Origin of the sequence: Nocardia sp. GP40 (assembly GCF_050434125.1) — a bacterium.
In the GTDB taxonomy this organism is placed as follows: domain Bacteria; phylum Actinomycetota; class Actinomycetes; order Mycobacteriales; family Mycobacteriaceae; genus Nocardia; species Nocardia albiluteola.
Genome location: NZ_JBNPVW010000001.1, coordinates 867,776 through 882,230, shown reverse-complemented (window position 1 = coordinate 882,230; position 14,455 = coordinate 867,776). Strand labels below are relative to the sequence as shown.

Annotated in this window: 18 protein-coding genes; 9 read left to right on the top strand and 9 right to left on the bottom strand. The window is 65.6% G+C overall.

From position 1 onward, the window contains the following. Nucleotides 1–72: 72 nt before the first annotated feature. Together ABH933_RS03755 and ABH933_RS03750 are read right to left on the bottom strand one after the other, a co-directional pair. Entirely contained in the window at nucleotides 73–1,068 is a 996-nt protein-coding gene (locus tag ABH933_RS03755; protein WP_429415237.1) for a helix-turn-helix transcriptional regulator, read from the bottom strand. 47 nt (nucleotides 1,069–1,115) lie between these two features. Beyond that, nucleotides 1,116–2,480, bottom strand: a complete 1,365-nt coding sequence (locus ABH933_RS03750; protein ID WP_429415234.1) for an FAD-binding oxidoreductase — start codon at nucleotides 2,478–2,480, stop codon at nucleotides 1,116–1,118. A gap of 71 nt (nucleotides 2,481–2,551) precedes the next feature. On the opposite strand from ABH933_RS03750, the gene ABH933_RS03745 reads away from it, so the two are divergent. Beyond that, the gene (locus ABH933_RS03745; RefSeq protein WP_429415231.1) at nucleotides 2,552–3,469 is read left to right on the top strand and encodes a LysR family transcriptional regulator; all 918 of its coding nucleotides are present in this window, start codon (nucleotides 2,552–2,554) and stop codon (nucleotides 3,467–3,469) included. A gap of 10 nt (nucleotides 3,470–3,479) precedes the next feature. Here the strand turns inward: ABH933_RS03745 and ABH933_RS03740 are convergent, their stop codons facing one another. The 5 genes from ABH933_RS03740 to ABH933_RS03720 form a co-directional block, all read right to left on the bottom strand. After that, entirely contained in the window at nucleotides 3,480–3,959 is a 480-nt protein-coding gene (locus ABH933_RS03740) for a DUF4383 domain-containing protein (protein ID WP_429415228.1), read from the bottom strand. A gap of 86 nt (nucleotides 3,960–4,045) precedes the next feature. After that, entirely contained in the window at nucleotides 4,046–4,837 is a 792-nt protein-coding gene (locus tag ABH933_RS03735) for an amino acid ABC transporter ATP-binding protein (protein ID WP_429415225.1), read from the bottom strand. Then, the gene (locus ABH933_RS03730) at nucleotides 4,834–5,742 is read right to left on the bottom strand and encodes an amino acid ABC transporter permease (protein WP_429415781.1); all 909 of its coding nucleotides are present in this window, start codon (nucleotides 5,740–5,742) and stop codon (nucleotides 4,834–4,836) included. Before ABH933_RS03730 ends, ABH933_RS03735 begins: the two co-directional genes overlap by 4 nt. 70 nt (nucleotides 5,743–5,812) lie before the next feature. Beyond that, the gene (locus tag ABH933_RS03725; RefSeq protein ID WP_429415222.1) at nucleotides 5,813–6,721 is read right to left on the bottom strand and encodes an ABC transporter substrate-binding protein; all 909 of its coding nucleotides are present in this window, start codon (nucleotides 6,719–6,721) and stop codon (nucleotides 5,813–5,815) included. Between the two features lie 455 nt (nucleotides 6,722–7,176). Beyond that, nucleotides 7,177–8,382: an AI-2E family transporter gene (locus ABH933_RS03720; RefSeq protein WP_429415219.1), complete on the bottom strand. Its 1,206-nt coding sequence runs from the start codon at nucleotides 8,380–8,382 to the stop codon at nucleotides 7,177–7,179. Between the two features lie 555 nt (nucleotides 8,383–8,937). Here ABH933_RS03720 and ABH933_RS03715 point away from each other — a divergent pair. Next, a complete protein-coding gene (locus ABH933_RS03715) occupies nucleotides 8,938–9,093 on the top strand; it encodes a DUF6131 family protein (protein WP_085998611.1) in 156 nt (51 codons plus the stop codon). 188 nt (nucleotides 9,094–9,281) lie between these two features. On the opposite strand, the gene ABH933_RS03710 is transcribed toward ABH933_RS03715, so the two are convergent. Beyond that, a complete protein-coding gene (locus ABH933_RS03710) occupies nucleotides 9,282–10,148 on the bottom strand; it encodes a phosphatidylinositol mannoside acyltransferase (RefSeq protein ID WP_429415216.1) in 867 nt (288 codons plus the stop codon). Nucleotides 10,149–10,342: 194 nt separating this feature from the next. Between ABH933_RS03710 and ABH933_RS03705 the strand changes: the two genes are divergently transcribed. The 4 genes from ABH933_RS03705 to ABH933_RS03690 all read left to right on the top strand — a co-directional run bounded on the left by ABH933_RS03705 (nucleotide 10,343) and on the right by ABH933_RS03690 (nucleotide 11,777). Beyond that, the gene (locus ABH933_RS03705; protein WP_429415213.1) at nucleotides 10,343–10,570 is read left to right on the top strand and encodes a hypothetical protein; all 228 of its coding nucleotides are present in this window, start codon (nucleotides 10,343–10,345) and stop codon (nucleotides 10,568–10,570) included. Between the two features lie 96 nt (nucleotides 10,571–10,666). Further along, the gene (locus ABH933_RS03700; RefSeq protein ID WP_429415210.1) at nucleotides 10,667–11,137 is read left to right on the top strand and encodes a CsbD family protein; all 471 of its coding nucleotides are present in this window, start codon (nucleotides 10,667–10,669) and stop codon (nucleotides 11,135–11,137) included. A gap of 65 nt (nucleotides 11,138–11,202) precedes the next feature. Next, entirely contained in the window at nucleotides 11,203–11,358 is a 156-nt protein-coding gene (locus ABH933_RS03695; protein WP_169816363.1) for a DUF6131 family protein, read from the top strand. A 137-nt stretch (nucleotides 11,359–11,495) separates the two neighbouring features. Then, entirely contained in the window at nucleotides 11,496–11,777 is a 282-nt protein-coding gene (locus ABH933_RS03690; RefSeq protein ID WP_429415206.1) for an amidohydrolase family protein, read from the top strand. Nucleotides 11,778–12,051: 274 nt separating this feature from the next. Here the strand turns inward: ABH933_RS03690 and ABH933_RS03685 are convergent, their stop codons facing one another. Next, nucleotides 12,052–12,660: a TetR/AcrR family transcriptional regulator gene (locus tag ABH933_RS03685; RefSeq protein WP_429415203.1), complete on the bottom strand. Its 609-nt coding sequence runs from the start codon at nucleotides 12,658–12,660 to the stop codon at nucleotides 12,052–12,054. A 158-nt stretch (nucleotides 12,661–12,818) separates the two neighbouring features. Here ABH933_RS03685 and ABH933_RS03680 point away from each other — a divergent pair, with 158 nt between their 5' ends. From ABH933_RS03680 to ABH933_RS03670, 3 genes are all read left to right on the top strand, one after another. Next, a complete protein-coding gene (locus tag ABH933_RS03680; protein ID WP_429415200.1) occupies nucleotides 12,819–13,319 on the top strand; it encodes a nitroreductase family deazaflavin-dependent oxidoreductase in 501 nt (166 codons plus the stop codon). 91 nt (nucleotides 13,320–13,410) lie between these two features. Continuing rightward, entirely contained in the window at nucleotides 13,411–13,650 is a 240-nt protein-coding gene (locus ABH933_RS03675; RefSeq protein ID WP_429415197.1) for a DUF6374 family protein, read from the top strand. 554 nt (nucleotides 13,651–14,204) lie between these two features. Then, nucleotides 14,205–14,444, top strand: a complete 240-nt coding sequence (locus ABH933_RS03670; protein WP_429415194.1) for a hypothetical protein — start codon at nucleotides 14,205–14,207, stop codon at nucleotides 14,442–14,444. Nucleotides 14,445–14,455 lie beyond the last annotated feature (11 nt).

The window sequence follows — 14,455 nt, the reverse complement described above, 5'->3', positions numbered from 1 at the left end:
ACCTCGAGCACGACCCGAGTGCGGAAGGTCGACTGACCGCACCCAGGCCGGGATCGCCTGCCGCGGAACCGATTACGGCCGAGTTGTGTCCTCGGCTGCCCTGGGATCAGGTTCCACGGTATCGGCGACGGCCTCCGTGTAGCGGCGGGCGAGGGTGCGGATGTGTGTGATCAGTTCCGGTGGGTCGTCCACGCGGAAGTCCATCATCAACATACTGAGGTAGATGGCGATCGTCTCCAGAGCGTCGGCGCCGGTCAGCAGGAGGCAGGTGTGCTCATCGATCGGTTCGACCACGCCGACAGCGGGATTGATGCGGGCGACGACCGTTTCAGCGGGGGCGAGCACGGTTACGCGGGCATGTACGGCCCATCCTGCGACCGCGATCTCACGCAGGACGAACGCGACCAGATCGGTGTCGGGCAGGCGGCGAGCAGGGAAATATCGTCCGCTCGGCTCGACGGCGTTCATGGCTGCGACCGGAAGTGCCCGCCAGGATTGGGTTTCCAGGTCGTATGCGACCAAGTACCAGCGACGTTGCCAGTTGATCAGGCGGTAGGGTTCGACCTCGCCATCGTCGATGCGCAGGCCTGTCGTCGCGCGGATGGCTGCGGCGAGGGTGGCCAGGGTGTGTGCGGGTACAGGAGCGTCCGGCTCCCGCGAACCGGTTACCGCCGGCCCGATCTCGGTGACCCCGCGCAGCGCGGCCACCTTGCGCTGTAAATGTCTTGGAAGGATGCGTTCCAGTTTGGCCAGCGCCCGCGCCACACTCTGGTCGATATCGGCGATCCCGGTGGACCCGTCCTCGGCGAGCCCAACCGCCAGTGTGACCGCGACCGCTTCCTCGTCGTCCAACAGCAGCGGGGGCATGGCCTTGCCTTGACCCAGCCGATACCCGCCGACCGCGCCGCGTTCGGCGTGCACCGGATAGCCCAGTTCGCGCAGGCGCGTGATGTCCTGGCGCAGGGTGCGGTCGCTGACACCGAGCCGTGCAGCGAGCTCACTTCCAGCGTAGGTGCGTTCTTGCAGCAGTGACAGCAGGCGCAGCACACGCAGGGTGGTCGAGGTCACATCAGTGCCTTCCGGACGGCCGCGCCAACTGAACTCCCCCGCCGCGGTCAGCGCGGCCGGATATTGCGGTTGTGCCGGAACAGGTTGGCGGGGTCGACATCCGACTTGACCGCGGTGAGGCGCTCGTAGGTCTCGGTACCGTAGCCGGCCCGCGTCTGGGCCTCGTCGGCCCACTCAGCCCCGCCGTAGAGGAAGTTCAGGTGGTGGCCGATCGTCCACGGGGACAGCGCCTGTGCGATCAGGTCGTGACGCTCCCGCACCGATGTACCCTCGCCCTCCGGGCCGGTGATGAACCGGGCCACATATTCCGCGTCGCGGTGATCGATCGACACGGCGGCGAGTCCGGGCCGGCGCAGCGCGCCGCCCAGATGACGAAACCCGGCCACCACCGGAACCGATGACGTGGGACCGGTCACGTCCAGGAATGCCTGGGCCGCTTCGGGTGTCAGCTCGGACAGCAGCACGTTCGTGGCGGCGTAGGCGTGCGGGAAGGGCGGATCGCTGTAGATGGTTTCGGTCTCGGTGTACGGCATGGTGCGCACCGAATCCACCAGGCGCTCACCGATGGCGCGCAGCGGCTCGATCAGGCGCTCGCCCTCGGCCTCGGCGCCGGTATAGGCGATGTTGATCGTGGCGATGTACCTGCCGCGCAGCGGTTCCGGGATCACCGGGATATCCGGCATGGTCATCGCGGTGATCGCCGAGGTCATCTCCTCGGGAAGATCGCGGGTCCACCGGCGCCAGGCCTCGAGGGCGGGTGCGACGAGTTCGGTGTCGAAGGTGAGCTGGCCACCGTAGACCGTGGCGATCGGGAACAGCTCCAGCTCCAGCGCGGTGACGACGCCGAGGTTGCCGCCGCTGCCCAGCACCGCGCCGAACAGGTCGTCGCCGGGGGCCAGGTGGCGCAGGCGGCCGTCCGCGGTGACCAGGTCGATGGCGCGGACATGATCGGCGGCGTAGCCGTAGGTGCGGGCCAGTATGCCCAGACCGCCGCCGAGGTGGTAGCCGACCACGCCGACGGTCGGGGACGAGCCGTTCAGCGGGGCGAGGCCGTGTGTGGCCGCCGCCTCGATGAGGGCCTGCGCCTGCACCCCCGCCGCCACCCGGGCGGTGCGGGCGGCCGGGTCGACGACGACGTCGCGCATCCGGCGGGTGCTGATCAGCACGCCCCCCTCGGCGGCCACCGACAGCCCGTGGCCGGTGGCCTGGACCGCAATCGGAAGGTTGTGCCGCGCCCCGTATTCCACCGCGCTGCGGACGTCCTCGGCGTGCAGCGCGCCGACCACGAGTGCGGGCCGATGGGTGTACGCGGTCTGGAATCCCGCGATCTCCTCCTCGTACCCGGATTCGCCCGGGAGGAAGACGGGTCCGGCGACCTCGGGAAGTTCGGTGAGCGAGTGCGTCTGTGTCATGACATTGATCCTGCCCAGCCGCGCTCCAGAAGTACAACAGATAGATATTCTCGAAGCTATAATCATCATTTATGGAACTGCGGCAGCTGCGCTACTTCGTGACCGTGGTCGAGGAGGCGAATTTCACCCGCGCCGCGGCCCGTCTGCATCTGACCCAGCCCGGCCTGTCCGCGCAGATCCGGCAGCTGGAAAGGGAATTGGGGCAGCCGCTGCTGGACCGGTCGGGGCGGTCGATCACCCCGACCGCGGCCGGCGCGGCGGTGCTACCCCAGGCGCGGGCGGCCCTGGCTGCGGCACAGCGGATTTCGCAGACAGTCGACGAATTCACCGGGCTCGTGCGCGGGCACGTCAGGATCGGCTTGATCTCCGGCGCGGCCAACGACGAATTCGATGTCGCGGGAGTGCTGACGGCCTTCCATCGGGACCATCCGCAGGTCGCGATCAGCCTCACCGAGGACACCACGGACCGCATGCTGGCCGCCGTCACGCGCGGCGACCTGGATATCGCGCTGATCGGACTGAGCGGCGAGCCGGATCCGGCGTTGGGCGTCGAGATCGTGCTGGATACCCGGATCAATGCCGTCGTCGCGGTGGACGATGCCGAATTCAGGGATCGGACAACGCTTTCCGAGCTGCGTGACCGTCCACTGATCTGCCTGACCCGCGGCACCGGCATCCGCGGCGTGCTCGAACACGCCTGCGCCGCCGCGGGTTTCGCGCCACGCATCGAATTCGAGGCCGCCGCACCAGCATTGCTCATCAAGCTGGCCGCCGGTGGACTCGGTATCGCCATCGTCCCCGACATTCCGCCCGCGCAGGCCGCCGCCGCGGGCGTCCGCACGGTCGAGATCACCGACCCCGAGCTCCGCGGCCGCCTCGGCCTGGTCTGGCACGCCCGCGGACAGCTGGGCCCCGCCGCGAAGGTGCTGCTCGGTCAGCTGCGCATCGCCCTGGGCCGAGAGCTGCGCACTGCGATGGTCTCGAAGTGATGTCGACGCATCAGCGCGTGCGAACGGCGGAGTCCGCCAGCACCGCCCGCACGCCGCCGTTGAGCCCGGCCTGAATGCCGACCAGCCCCAACAGGATCACCCCGGTGGCAACGTGCACGACCGCGTCCATGTGGTTGTGCGGGAAGGTAAAAATCCAGGCGACGCGGTGCGAGAACCAGGCCCAGATGCCCGCGACGAAACCGCCACCGAGAGCCGCGGCAATGCACCACCACGCCGCCCACGACTTGCGGACCACCAGGAACAGCGCCGGGCCGAACAGTGCCAGACCGGCCACCGCGTGCCAGCCGTTGTAGTCCATACAGACGACCGAGGTCGTGGGCGCGTGCTCGCCGATGGCGAAGCTGGGCTGCGCTATCCACCCCGCGATGGCCCACACGACGTGCACAAGGGCGATGACGAACACCGCAAACTGCAGAAAACTCCAGCGCGGCACCGTATCTCGAGAAACGGCCGCATCACTGACACTCATTGCATGACCTCCCACCCGGCGGGCACTACGCAGCATTGCGTACTACGCAGCGTAGTTGACCGGGCCGCCGGGTGGAAGGAAACGCGCTAGAGAATCCGCGAGAGGAAGATCTGTGTCCGCTCCTGCTGCGGATTGGCCAGCACCTCCCGCGGCACGCCCGACTCCACCACGACACCGCCGTCCATGAACACCAGCTGATCGGCGACCTCGCGGGCAAAGCCCATCTCGTGAGTCACCACCACCATCGTCATGCCGGAGGCCGCCAGCTCGCGCATGACGGCCAGGACGTCGCCGACCAGTTCGGGGTCCAGCGCCGAAGTGGGCTCGTCGAAGAGCATCAGCTTGGGATCCATGGCCAGCGCCCGCGCGATCGCGACCCGCTGCTGCTGCCCGCCGGACAGCTGCGACGGATAGGACTCGGCCTTGTCCGCCAGGCCGACCCGATCGAGCAGCTCCTTCGCCCGGGTAATCGCGTCGGCCTTGCGGACCTTCTTGACCTGCGTGGGCGCCTCGATGATGTTCTCGAGGGCGGTGCGATGCGGAAACAGGTTGAAGTGCTGGAACACCATCCCGATATCGCGGCGCTGCCGGGCCGCATCGCGCGGACTCATCTCGTAGAGACGCTCGCCGCGCTCGGTGTATCCAACCAGCTCGCCATCGACGTACAGCCGCCCGGCGTTCACGGTCTCCAGGTGATTGATGCACCGCAGGAAGGTCGACTTGCCCGATCCGGAGGGCCCGATCATGCACAACACCTCCCCCTTGGTCACCTCCAGGGAAATGCCCTTGAGCACCTGCACGCTGCCGAAGCTCTTGCATACCTGCTGAGCCCGGATCATCGGGGTCGCAGCGTCGGAATTACTTGCGGTAGAGGTCATTTGCCCACATCTCCGAGGTGCCCGGCGGTTTCGACCAGCGCCCGGCGCTGACGCGCGGTCAACTCCCGGCTCGACCCGCGCGAGTAGTACCGCTCGAGGTAGTACTGCCCGACCATCAGCACGCTGGTGATGATCAGGTACCAGGTCGCAGCGACGAGCAGCAACGGAACCGGCTTGAAGTTCACCGCCGCGATGTCGTGCGCCCGGCCGTACAGATCGATGGTCAGCGGGATCGCGGTCACCAGCGAGGTGGTCTTGAGCATGCTGATCAGCTCGTTGCCGGTCGGCGGGATGATCACCCGCATCGCCTGCGGCAGCACCGTGCGCCACATCGTCTGCGTCCAGGACATGCCCAGCGCGACCGAGGCCTCCCGCTGCCCCTCACCCACGGAATTGATACCGGCCCGGACGATTTCGGCCATGTAGGCCGACTCGTTCAGGCCGAGACCGATCATCGCGAACAGGAACGGCGCCTGCCACTGCTGCACATCCCAATGCGTGAAATGTGGTCCGCCGAAGGGAATTCCGAGCTCGATGACCTTGTACAGCGACGGGAACAGGCCCCAGAACAGCAACTGCACGTAGACCGGGGTGCCGCGAAAGATCCACAGATAGCCCCACGACACCGAGCGAAGCACCGGGTTCGGCGACAGTCGCATGACCGCCAGGGCGACACCCAGCGCCACACCGATGATCATCGCCAGGACGGTCAGCTCGAGGGTCACCACCGCGCCGTCGAAGATCCGCACGTCGAACAGGTAGTCCCAGTAGGTCTTCCACTGGTAGCCGTCGTTGGTGGCGGCGCCGTAGAGGAACAGCGCCAACAGGATCGCGAGTACGACCGCCGCCAGCCACCGGCCCGGCCGCCGCAGCGGCACCGCCTTGATCGGCGCGGGCTCGGTCAGTGAACCGGCGGCGGGCGAACTATCCGCCGCGCCGCCGGTGGACTTTTCAGGGTCCGGTGAGTTCACCGTGTCAGCCCTTGGCCCCGTTGACCACCGACTTCGTGATCGCGCCCTGCTCGACACCCCAGTTCTGGCAGATCTTGAGGTAGTCGCCGTCGTCCATCAGGTGCTGCACCGCGGCCTGCAGGACCGGGCCCAGCGGCGAGCCCTTCGCGATCGGCCAGCCGTACGGCGCCGAGGAGAAGATCGCGCCGTCCGTATCGATCTTGCCCTTGTTCTGCTTGACGGCGTACGCGGTCACCGGCGAATCCGCCGAGAAGGCGTCCACCTGGCCCAGCACCAGCGCGTTCGCCGCGGCGGCCTGATCGTCGAAGGCGACGATATCGATCTTCGGCTTCCCGGCGTCGGTGCAGGCCTTGCTCTTCGCGGGCAGCTCGTCGGTCTCCTGGACCGTGGTGCGCTCCACCGCGACCTTCTTGCCGCAGGCGTTGTTCGGGTCGATCTGCTTGCCGACCTGCTGGGCCCACTGGCTGCCGGCGGAGAAGTAGTCGACGAAATCAACGGACTTCTCGCGGTCGGTGTTGTCGGTGAAGGAGGACATGCCGAGGTCGTAGGTGCCGGCCTGGATGCTCGGGATGATCTTCTCGAAGTCGGCCTGCTGGTAGTCGGCCTTGGTGCCCAGGGTCGCGGCGACCGCGTCCATCAGGTCCACGTCGAAACCGACGATCTTGCCTGTCGAGGGATCCTTGAACTCGTTGGGCGAGTACGGCAGATTGACACCGACCACCAGCTTGCCGGCCTGCTTGACCTTGTCGGGAAGTTGCGAGGCCAGGGAGTCGACCTTGTTCACCTGGACTTTGGCAACCGTCGGCGCGTTGCTTTCCGAGTTCTTGGTACAGCCCGTCAGCACCAACGCACCACCGGCGACAATACATGCGGCCCGCAGGATGTACCCGCGAGCTCCGGATCGAACAGACACAGCAGCCCTCCATGTTTGGGTGAGCGATAACACAACATCGCCCACCGTTCGAAATTTAGGCGATCAGGACCGACTGTGGCGGTCGGTTACAGAAGGTTAATGCATATCCGCCTCTCCGGAACCGCTCCCCGCCTCCCCGGAACTACTTCCCCGCCTCCCCGGGATTTCAGCGTGTCGTTGCTCAACACACCAGTTGCTCGTCGGGCCGGCGGTTGACGGCCATACTCGGTGGGCCCGTCCCCGGCGAGTTACACCTCCGAACGTCGTCGTAGATCTGCTCAGCTACCGAGCGGCCATCGATCCCGCGCGGGAACCACGGCTGCGTGTGCAACCCGAGTGGTTGCACCTCGAGTTCGGGCGGACGCTGCCCTATAGCCATGGCATCACGATGTCACGGCCGGGCCGCAATTCAGGACGAACGGTCCGCCGCCTCTCATTGAGCCGAACACCGATAGCTAGCGCTCGTCCAAGGATGGTAAGACCGTCTCACTGATGATCAGCAGCACCGCGGCGGCGACCGGGATGGCGAGCAGGGCACCGACGATCCCGAGCAGCGCGCCGCCGAGCAGTACCGACACCACCGTCACAATCGCCGGCACCCGGACCGTTCTGCCGATGATTCTGGGTACGAGTACGTAGTCCTCGAACAGCCGCAGGACGATGAAGAAGATGACGGTTGCCACTGTGACGGGCACCGATACGGTGAGCGCGACCAGGGCCACGATGATCCCGGCGATGGTGGAACCCACCACCGGGATCAGGTCCAGGACGGCGACCAGGACGGCCAGCAACAGCGGGTAGGGCACGTCGAAGATCAGCAGCCAGATGAAGGTCAACACCGCGGTTATCACCGAAATGAGCAAATTCCCGAGGATGTAGCCGCCGACCTTCACGAAGATCTCGTCGCCGATCAGGATCGCCCGCGGTCGGCGCGAACGCGGAAACAGCCGGTAGATCGAGGCGCGAACCTGTGCGAAATTGGCCATGAAGTAGCCGGTCAGCACAGCGACGATCACCGCGCCACTGACGATGCTGAACACGAGGCGGCCCGCGCCCAGGACACCACCGGCCAGCTTGGAGGAATCGGACCCGACCCCGTGCTGGACTCGGTCCCGGAGATGGAAACGAGTGTTGAGCACGTCGATGAGTGGATATCGGTGCGCAAGATGGTCGAGGTAGTCCGGAGCGTTGTGGACCAGCGCGCTACCTTGGGTGACCAGCGGAGGTATGGCGGCCGCGAGGAACCCGGCCAGCAAGCCGATCGCGACCACGAATACCGCGGTCACGGCGGCCCATCGCGGAAACCACGGCCGAACCAGCCACGACACGACAGGTTCCAGACCTATTGCCAGGAACAGCGCGAGGGTGATCAAGACCAGCACCTGACTGGCGGCGATCACCGCCTGGATCGCGCCGTAGGTCACCGCGACTCCAGCCGCGCCTGCCATGCCGACCATGAACGGCGATCGCGGATCGAATCGCCGCCCATGCTCGCCCAGCGGGTTCTGCGTCGTGCTGGCCTGCGCCGCCGCTTCCGCGATAACTATCGGTCCGCCTTCGTCGGTGGTGTGGGGTTGCCCGACCAGATCACTATGGCCCTGCTCCGCCCCGTCCGGCGTACGGCGCTCCTCGGTTCGGCCTTTGTCGTTGTCTTCGTTCATGGCGTGGATCCGCGGGGTTGGGTGAATGCGGCGGAGCAATCATGTCCGTCGGCGGAAAGGGACATACCCTCGCTCATCAGTCGAAAAGCATCGACAAGGTCGCCGATGCCCAAATGCGCGGCGATCCGTTGTCGGGGGGCGCCGGTGCCGTGACGATACAGGGTGATAGTCGGTGCACGGTCTTTTGATTCCCTCTGCCAGCTTGCGCAACGCCGTTTGCACCAGGCCCTGGTAGAAGAACTGCGTGATCCGTGCCGACCACACCGACCGGTGAACGTAACGGCCGGCTGATCCCTGTGCGGTGTATCCCAGCCCGAAAGCATCGCCGTAACACCGTCGAGCTGCGACTTCGATAAACAGAGGTGTACATCCCTGGCCCTCAGGGGTCTACTGGAACGTGCAGGCCATCGGGTTGATCGTCGTGGCTCTGTTCTTCCTGTGGCCGTGGTTGAGGCGGGCGCAGTGAGTAGTGCTGGCATTGCGCACATGACCGATCCCAGCACCAAAGGGTTTGTCGGGCCCTTCGAGTACAGTAGCGAAATCAGGTGGGCAGCCATGATTGTTCTCGGAGTCATCCTTCTTATCGTTGGGTTCATATTCAGTATCCCGATCCTCTGGACGATCGGGATCGTGGTCCTGGTCATCGGGCTCGTGTTACTGCTGTTGGGGTCGATGGGCCGCGCGGTCGGCGGCCGACGTCATTACTACTGACCCCCTGGATCGCGTTTGCGCTTCTGATCCGGGTCGCCGGACGCTGCCGTGCTGACCGCGCTCAGCGTCGGCCGTAGTCGACCCGTGTCAGAGCCCGGTCCACAACGCATTGGCCGTGATCAGCGCCTGAGTGACCTCGCCGAGTTCGGGATCGAGTTCGGCGGCGATCTCCCGCGCGGTCGTAGTGCCTAGGTGGGCCACACTGGTTGCAGCATGTGCCAGTCGGCGGGGTGGGCGGCGATGTTGGCGGCGAACCGGTCGGCGAGGCGCTGGGTGGTCGCGGCGATGCCGTCGGAGGTGTCCAGCGGCTGCTCGACGCTGAATCCCCACCCGTTGGGGGTGAACCAGCAGTGCACCGGCAGCAGTGGCGCCCCGGTGTCGATGGCGAGTCGGGCGGGTCCGGCCGGCATCCGGGTCGGTTCGCCGAAAAAGCTGACGGGCACGCCGTGGCCGGTGAGGTCGCGCTCACCGAGCAGGCCCACCACCCGTCCCTGCCGCAACCGCTCGACCAACCGCTCGAACGGCGGTTGGTCACCGCCGGCGAGGGGGATGATCTCGAATCCGAGGCGTTCGCGGTAGCGGGCGAACCGCTGAAACAACGCTTCGGGCCGAAGCCGTTCGGCGACCACGGTCGGGGTGGCCAACCGCTGTGCCGCCCACACGCCGGCCATGTCCCAGTTGCCGCTGTGCGGCAAGGCGAGAATCGCCCCGCGACCGTGTTCCATGGCCGCTGCGGCGTGTTCGATACCGGTCGCTGCGGCCTCGACTTCGTCGGCCAACGTTGTCGGATCCATGGTCGGCAGCCGGAATGCTTCGCGCCAATATCGTGCATACGAGCGCAGGCTGTCACGGATCAGCTCGTCGGGGACGTGATCGGGTGCCACGCCCAGCACGCGGGCCAGGTTGCGGCGCAACTGCACCGGGCCGCCGTTGCGGCGGGCGGCATGATCGGCGCAGGCATCGAACAACCGCACCGCCCACGGGTGCGGCAGCGCGCGCACCATCCGCCACCCTGCCGCATAGCCAAGGTCCCGCACACCGTCGGACACCGTCATCCCCCGGTTCCCTCCGAATCCGTGATCGACCGACGAGCACTACCGCCGCGACAGTCCTCACCAGGTACCCCGCTGAAGCGGGCGCGGTGGAGATCTTGATCGCTCGTTGTCAGTATGGGTGTTCTCCCCTCGCAGGTGCCGCATTTCCGCCGGGCTGTCACAACCGCAGCACACCGCCCGTGGGAGTTGTTGCGGTGGAAGAGATCACCAAGCCTTTTCAGCGGCCGCAACCCGGGCCCGGCACGCTGTTGATGGTCAGCGGCACCGTTGCGGTCGACGATCTCGAGCGCCACCGCCAGGATTGTGGCCCGGGTGATCTGCCCGTCGGGCTCGGAATTCGTCCGATCATTCGGTCATCGGCGCCGCACCTTCCTTTTGCAGGACAAACACAGTTCAGCCTCGAATTTACACTGCAGCTATAAAGTGTAGTTCTACACTGTTGACACTGTGGGTATGCGGTGGTTGAGTGAGTACTGCGACGCAGATCTAGTGGGCAACACGATGATCGTCATCATCGGTTGGTTGTTCTAGTCGCGGCCGTCATGGTCGGGCTGACGACCTCGCCGACCGGCAGTCCCACCTCGACGAGCAACGTCGGCGCGCCACTGCATCCCCCGCCCTCGACGACACGCGAGATACCCGCGATACCGGAGCCGACGGTGTTCTGCGTCGCGACCGATTCCACCATTTCGGATTCGGCAACCGATCCAGGGACCGCCACGCCGCCGGCAACCCGCACTCGGGGCGCGGCGGACGCCACCCGCATAGATGTTCGCCGCATCCGTGGCGACGGCACACACGAAAGGACCACCACCATGAGCATCGGTAAGAAGATCGCGCACATGGCCGAAGCCGCCAAGGGCGCCGCCAAGAAAATGGTCGGCCGGGGCACCGGCAACACTCGCCTGCGGACCGAGGGTCGTACCGATCAGGCCAAAGGCGATACCAAGCAGGCCGGAGAAAAGATGAAGGACACCTTCAAACACTGACGCCCCCCGCAACCACCGGTGTGGCCCACCGCCCTGTCACTCCCCACCGAAATCAGGTATCGGCCATGATCATTCTCGGGATCATTCTTCTCGTCGTCGGATTCCTGCTGAAAATCCAGATCCTCTGGGTCATCGGGATCGTGGCCCTCATCATCGGTCTGGTGCTCCTGGCCTTGGGGTCGATGGGCCGCGCCGTCGGCGGGCGACGCCACTACTTCTGACGCCGGTCGTGGTTCATCGGTCGACTCCAGGAGGCCAGTGATGCAGTGGCTGACACTGCTGGTGCTGGTATGGCTGATCATCGGCGCGATCGCCGCCGGACAACGCTCCGGGGTCAATCCCAAGGCGACCAACTGCCATGTGCCCCAACCCAGCCGCTGACAACATCGGTGCCCGGCACGCGGGCCGCGGTCAACCGAACCCATTCCCGACACCGGCGCCAACGTACTCGGCACGCGCCACACTTGTCGTGGACACGCTCCTCGAGGTCGGAGCCGACCGCACACTGTTCTCGGTCGACTATCCCTACGAATCCATGTACGAAATCGCGCCCTGGTTCGACAGCTGCCCGATCAGCGAGAACGATCGAGTCAAGATCGGACGGACCAACGCCGCCAAGCTGTTCGGCCTCGACGACTGAACATCGACGGGATGGCTCACGATGTTGGGGTGAGGGTTCACCCCGGCACCGTGGTCTGCAGATCAGTGTCCGGCCACGCCGAGGGGAGGCCATCTACCATCGAGCATCTGCGGCTCGGCGTGTGCGAAATGACCATTGCATCAGATGCGAGATTCTTCCATCTGATGACAATCGCGGGCGGCCGGAACCTGGTCGGGTGCAGAACGTCCGCTACTACCGCGGAGCGGTCGGTCGGCGAACGTCCGCTTCCGCCGAATAGCGTGCTCCTTCGCGATCACCTGGCGCGGGGGGTGCTGGTAAGCGCGGGCGCGACCCAGGTGCTGAGGTAGCTGCGTAGTTCTTGTCCGCGGCGTGGTGGTCGACCAGGGTCGATGACGAAGGACTGGACGATGCGGAGCATGTGTTCGACAAGCTGGTCCAGGTCGGAGCCGGTGATTCCGTCCGCGGTCCAGTCGACAGGGAAGCGTTGCAGGATCGAACGGCCGAATGCCAGTGCGGTGTCGGAGGTTACGCCGGAGGAGAAGGCGCTGGCGCGACCGGGCGCGAGTAGCAGGTTCAGATACTTCTCATCGGGCAGGCGTTCGAGGGTGTAGGCGATACCCTCCACCACCGCTGTGGCGGGGTCGTGGATCTCACTCAGATGCTCGGCGAGGACGTCGAGAAAATGTCCGGTCTGTGCGACCGCGGTCGCGGTCAACAGCGCTTCGGAGGTCGGGAAGTAGCGGTAAACGGTCTGGCGAGTGACCCCGAGATCGCGGGCGACCTGCGCGATAGTGAACTCGTTCCCGGATCGGTCCATCGCCGCGCGCGCGGCGGCCAGAATCCGGTCGACGGCTTCCTCGTCGTCGACCGGGGTCGCCCCTGACCATCCATGCGTGCGCACCCGGATTGCTCACCTCTTCACCTGCGTCGGCCGCGCCAAGGGTACAGGCCTGCGAGAGCCTGGCCCGCGGATCGGGATCGGGCGACGTATCCAACAGACTTGACCATACATGTACATCGAGATGTATGGTCATTGAGCTGTCGAACCGAAGGAACACCATGGCCGCCGTGACGCCCCCGCGCCCGAAACAACTCGACTCCCCGATGCTGCCGAAGATCTTCAAATACATGGGCAGGACACAAGTTTGGATCTATCGGCGCACCGGCGGCCGCATCGGCGGAAAGTGGCGCATCGGTGCCGGATTCCGCAAGCCCGTACCGACCCTGCTGCTCGAACATCGCGGCCGGAAATCCGGTTCCACCTACACCACGCCGCTGCTCTACATCACCGATGGCAGCGAGACGATCATCGTCGCGTCACAGGGCGGGCTTCCCAAACATCCACAGTGGTACCAGAATCTGCGTACCAACCCCGACACCCATATCCAGATCGGCCGCAATCGCCTTCCGGTGCACGCGATCACCGCCGACCCGCAACAACGTGCCCGTTTGTGGCCGATGCTCGTCGACGCCTACGCCGACTTCGACACCTACCAGGCATGGGCCGGGCGCGAAATCCCCGTCGTCATCCTTCAGCCCCGCACCGATACGGTCGGTTGAAACCCGACGATCTACCACTCCGGTGGAGCAACATCCTGTACTGCCGCACATCGGTCGTTCGGGAAGGCGTCTGCGATCTGTGACCGAATGAATGTTCGATAGAGATCGCGAAAGTCGAGGTATGCCTGCATGTCCGAGGATGGAGTTCGCGACCCGACAGATCGATGAAGTCCGTCGACAGCTCCTTGGCGCAGCAGCCTTCGGCAAGCACATCACACCCGATCAGCTCGAACGCATGGCGAGCAAGTTGGCCGCCGGTGTGCAGGCCCTAGACCTCCGAGCTGGTCTCGGCACCGGCGTGGCTCACATTGGTCAGGCGGTCGCAGACTGACATCTCTCCGAGCGCGCCCCTGTGGGCAAGCGACAGGTTGTCGACGGCGGCCGTTTGCCATCAATCTCGCCATTTAATGGTTGACGCCAGCTAACGACGCTAGCGCCCTCCAACGCTAGTGTTTGATATCACATGTCGGATCGGGTTAGATTTCAACGAATCACCAGTTCAGAGGACCAATACAGCCAACGCAACTCGACGCCGCCAGTCATTGACAACGACACCAACCGCGCGCTAGCGCTCCGCGAGTACATGGAGTTACCCATGTGCTGAATAAATGAAGGGCCGCAGGTCACGGTGCCTAACGGTACTGTGTGAGGTGCGACCACTTGTCATCTATTGGTCAAGAATTCCCCAGACGTCGTCGTAGGTCTGCTCACCTACCGAGCCGCCACCGATCGTGCGTGGGAACCACTGGCTGCGTGTGCAACCCGAGCGGCTGCACCTCGAGTTCGGGCGGACGCTGCCAGTGTGACATGCGGCGTGCCGCGGCGGGCTGGGTTGCGGTGACCCGTGAGGGCTGAGCGCATCGCCTCGAACGCGCAGCCGTCCTGATGGGCGCCAGCGAGGAACTGGACCGGTCGATGGGCAACGTCGTCAGCACAGTCCCGGTCATACCGCCGCATCACGACGAATGCGTCAGGCTGGCGCGATACGCCCTCGGCGCACGAGGGTTCGACGCGGCCATACGGCGCGGACAGGCCATGGGGATGGACGAGGCCGTCGCCTACGCCCTGCGCGAGCAACCCACCGATACGGCGGGCATTTCGGGTCCGTGTGCGGCCCTGACCTAGCGTGAACGGCA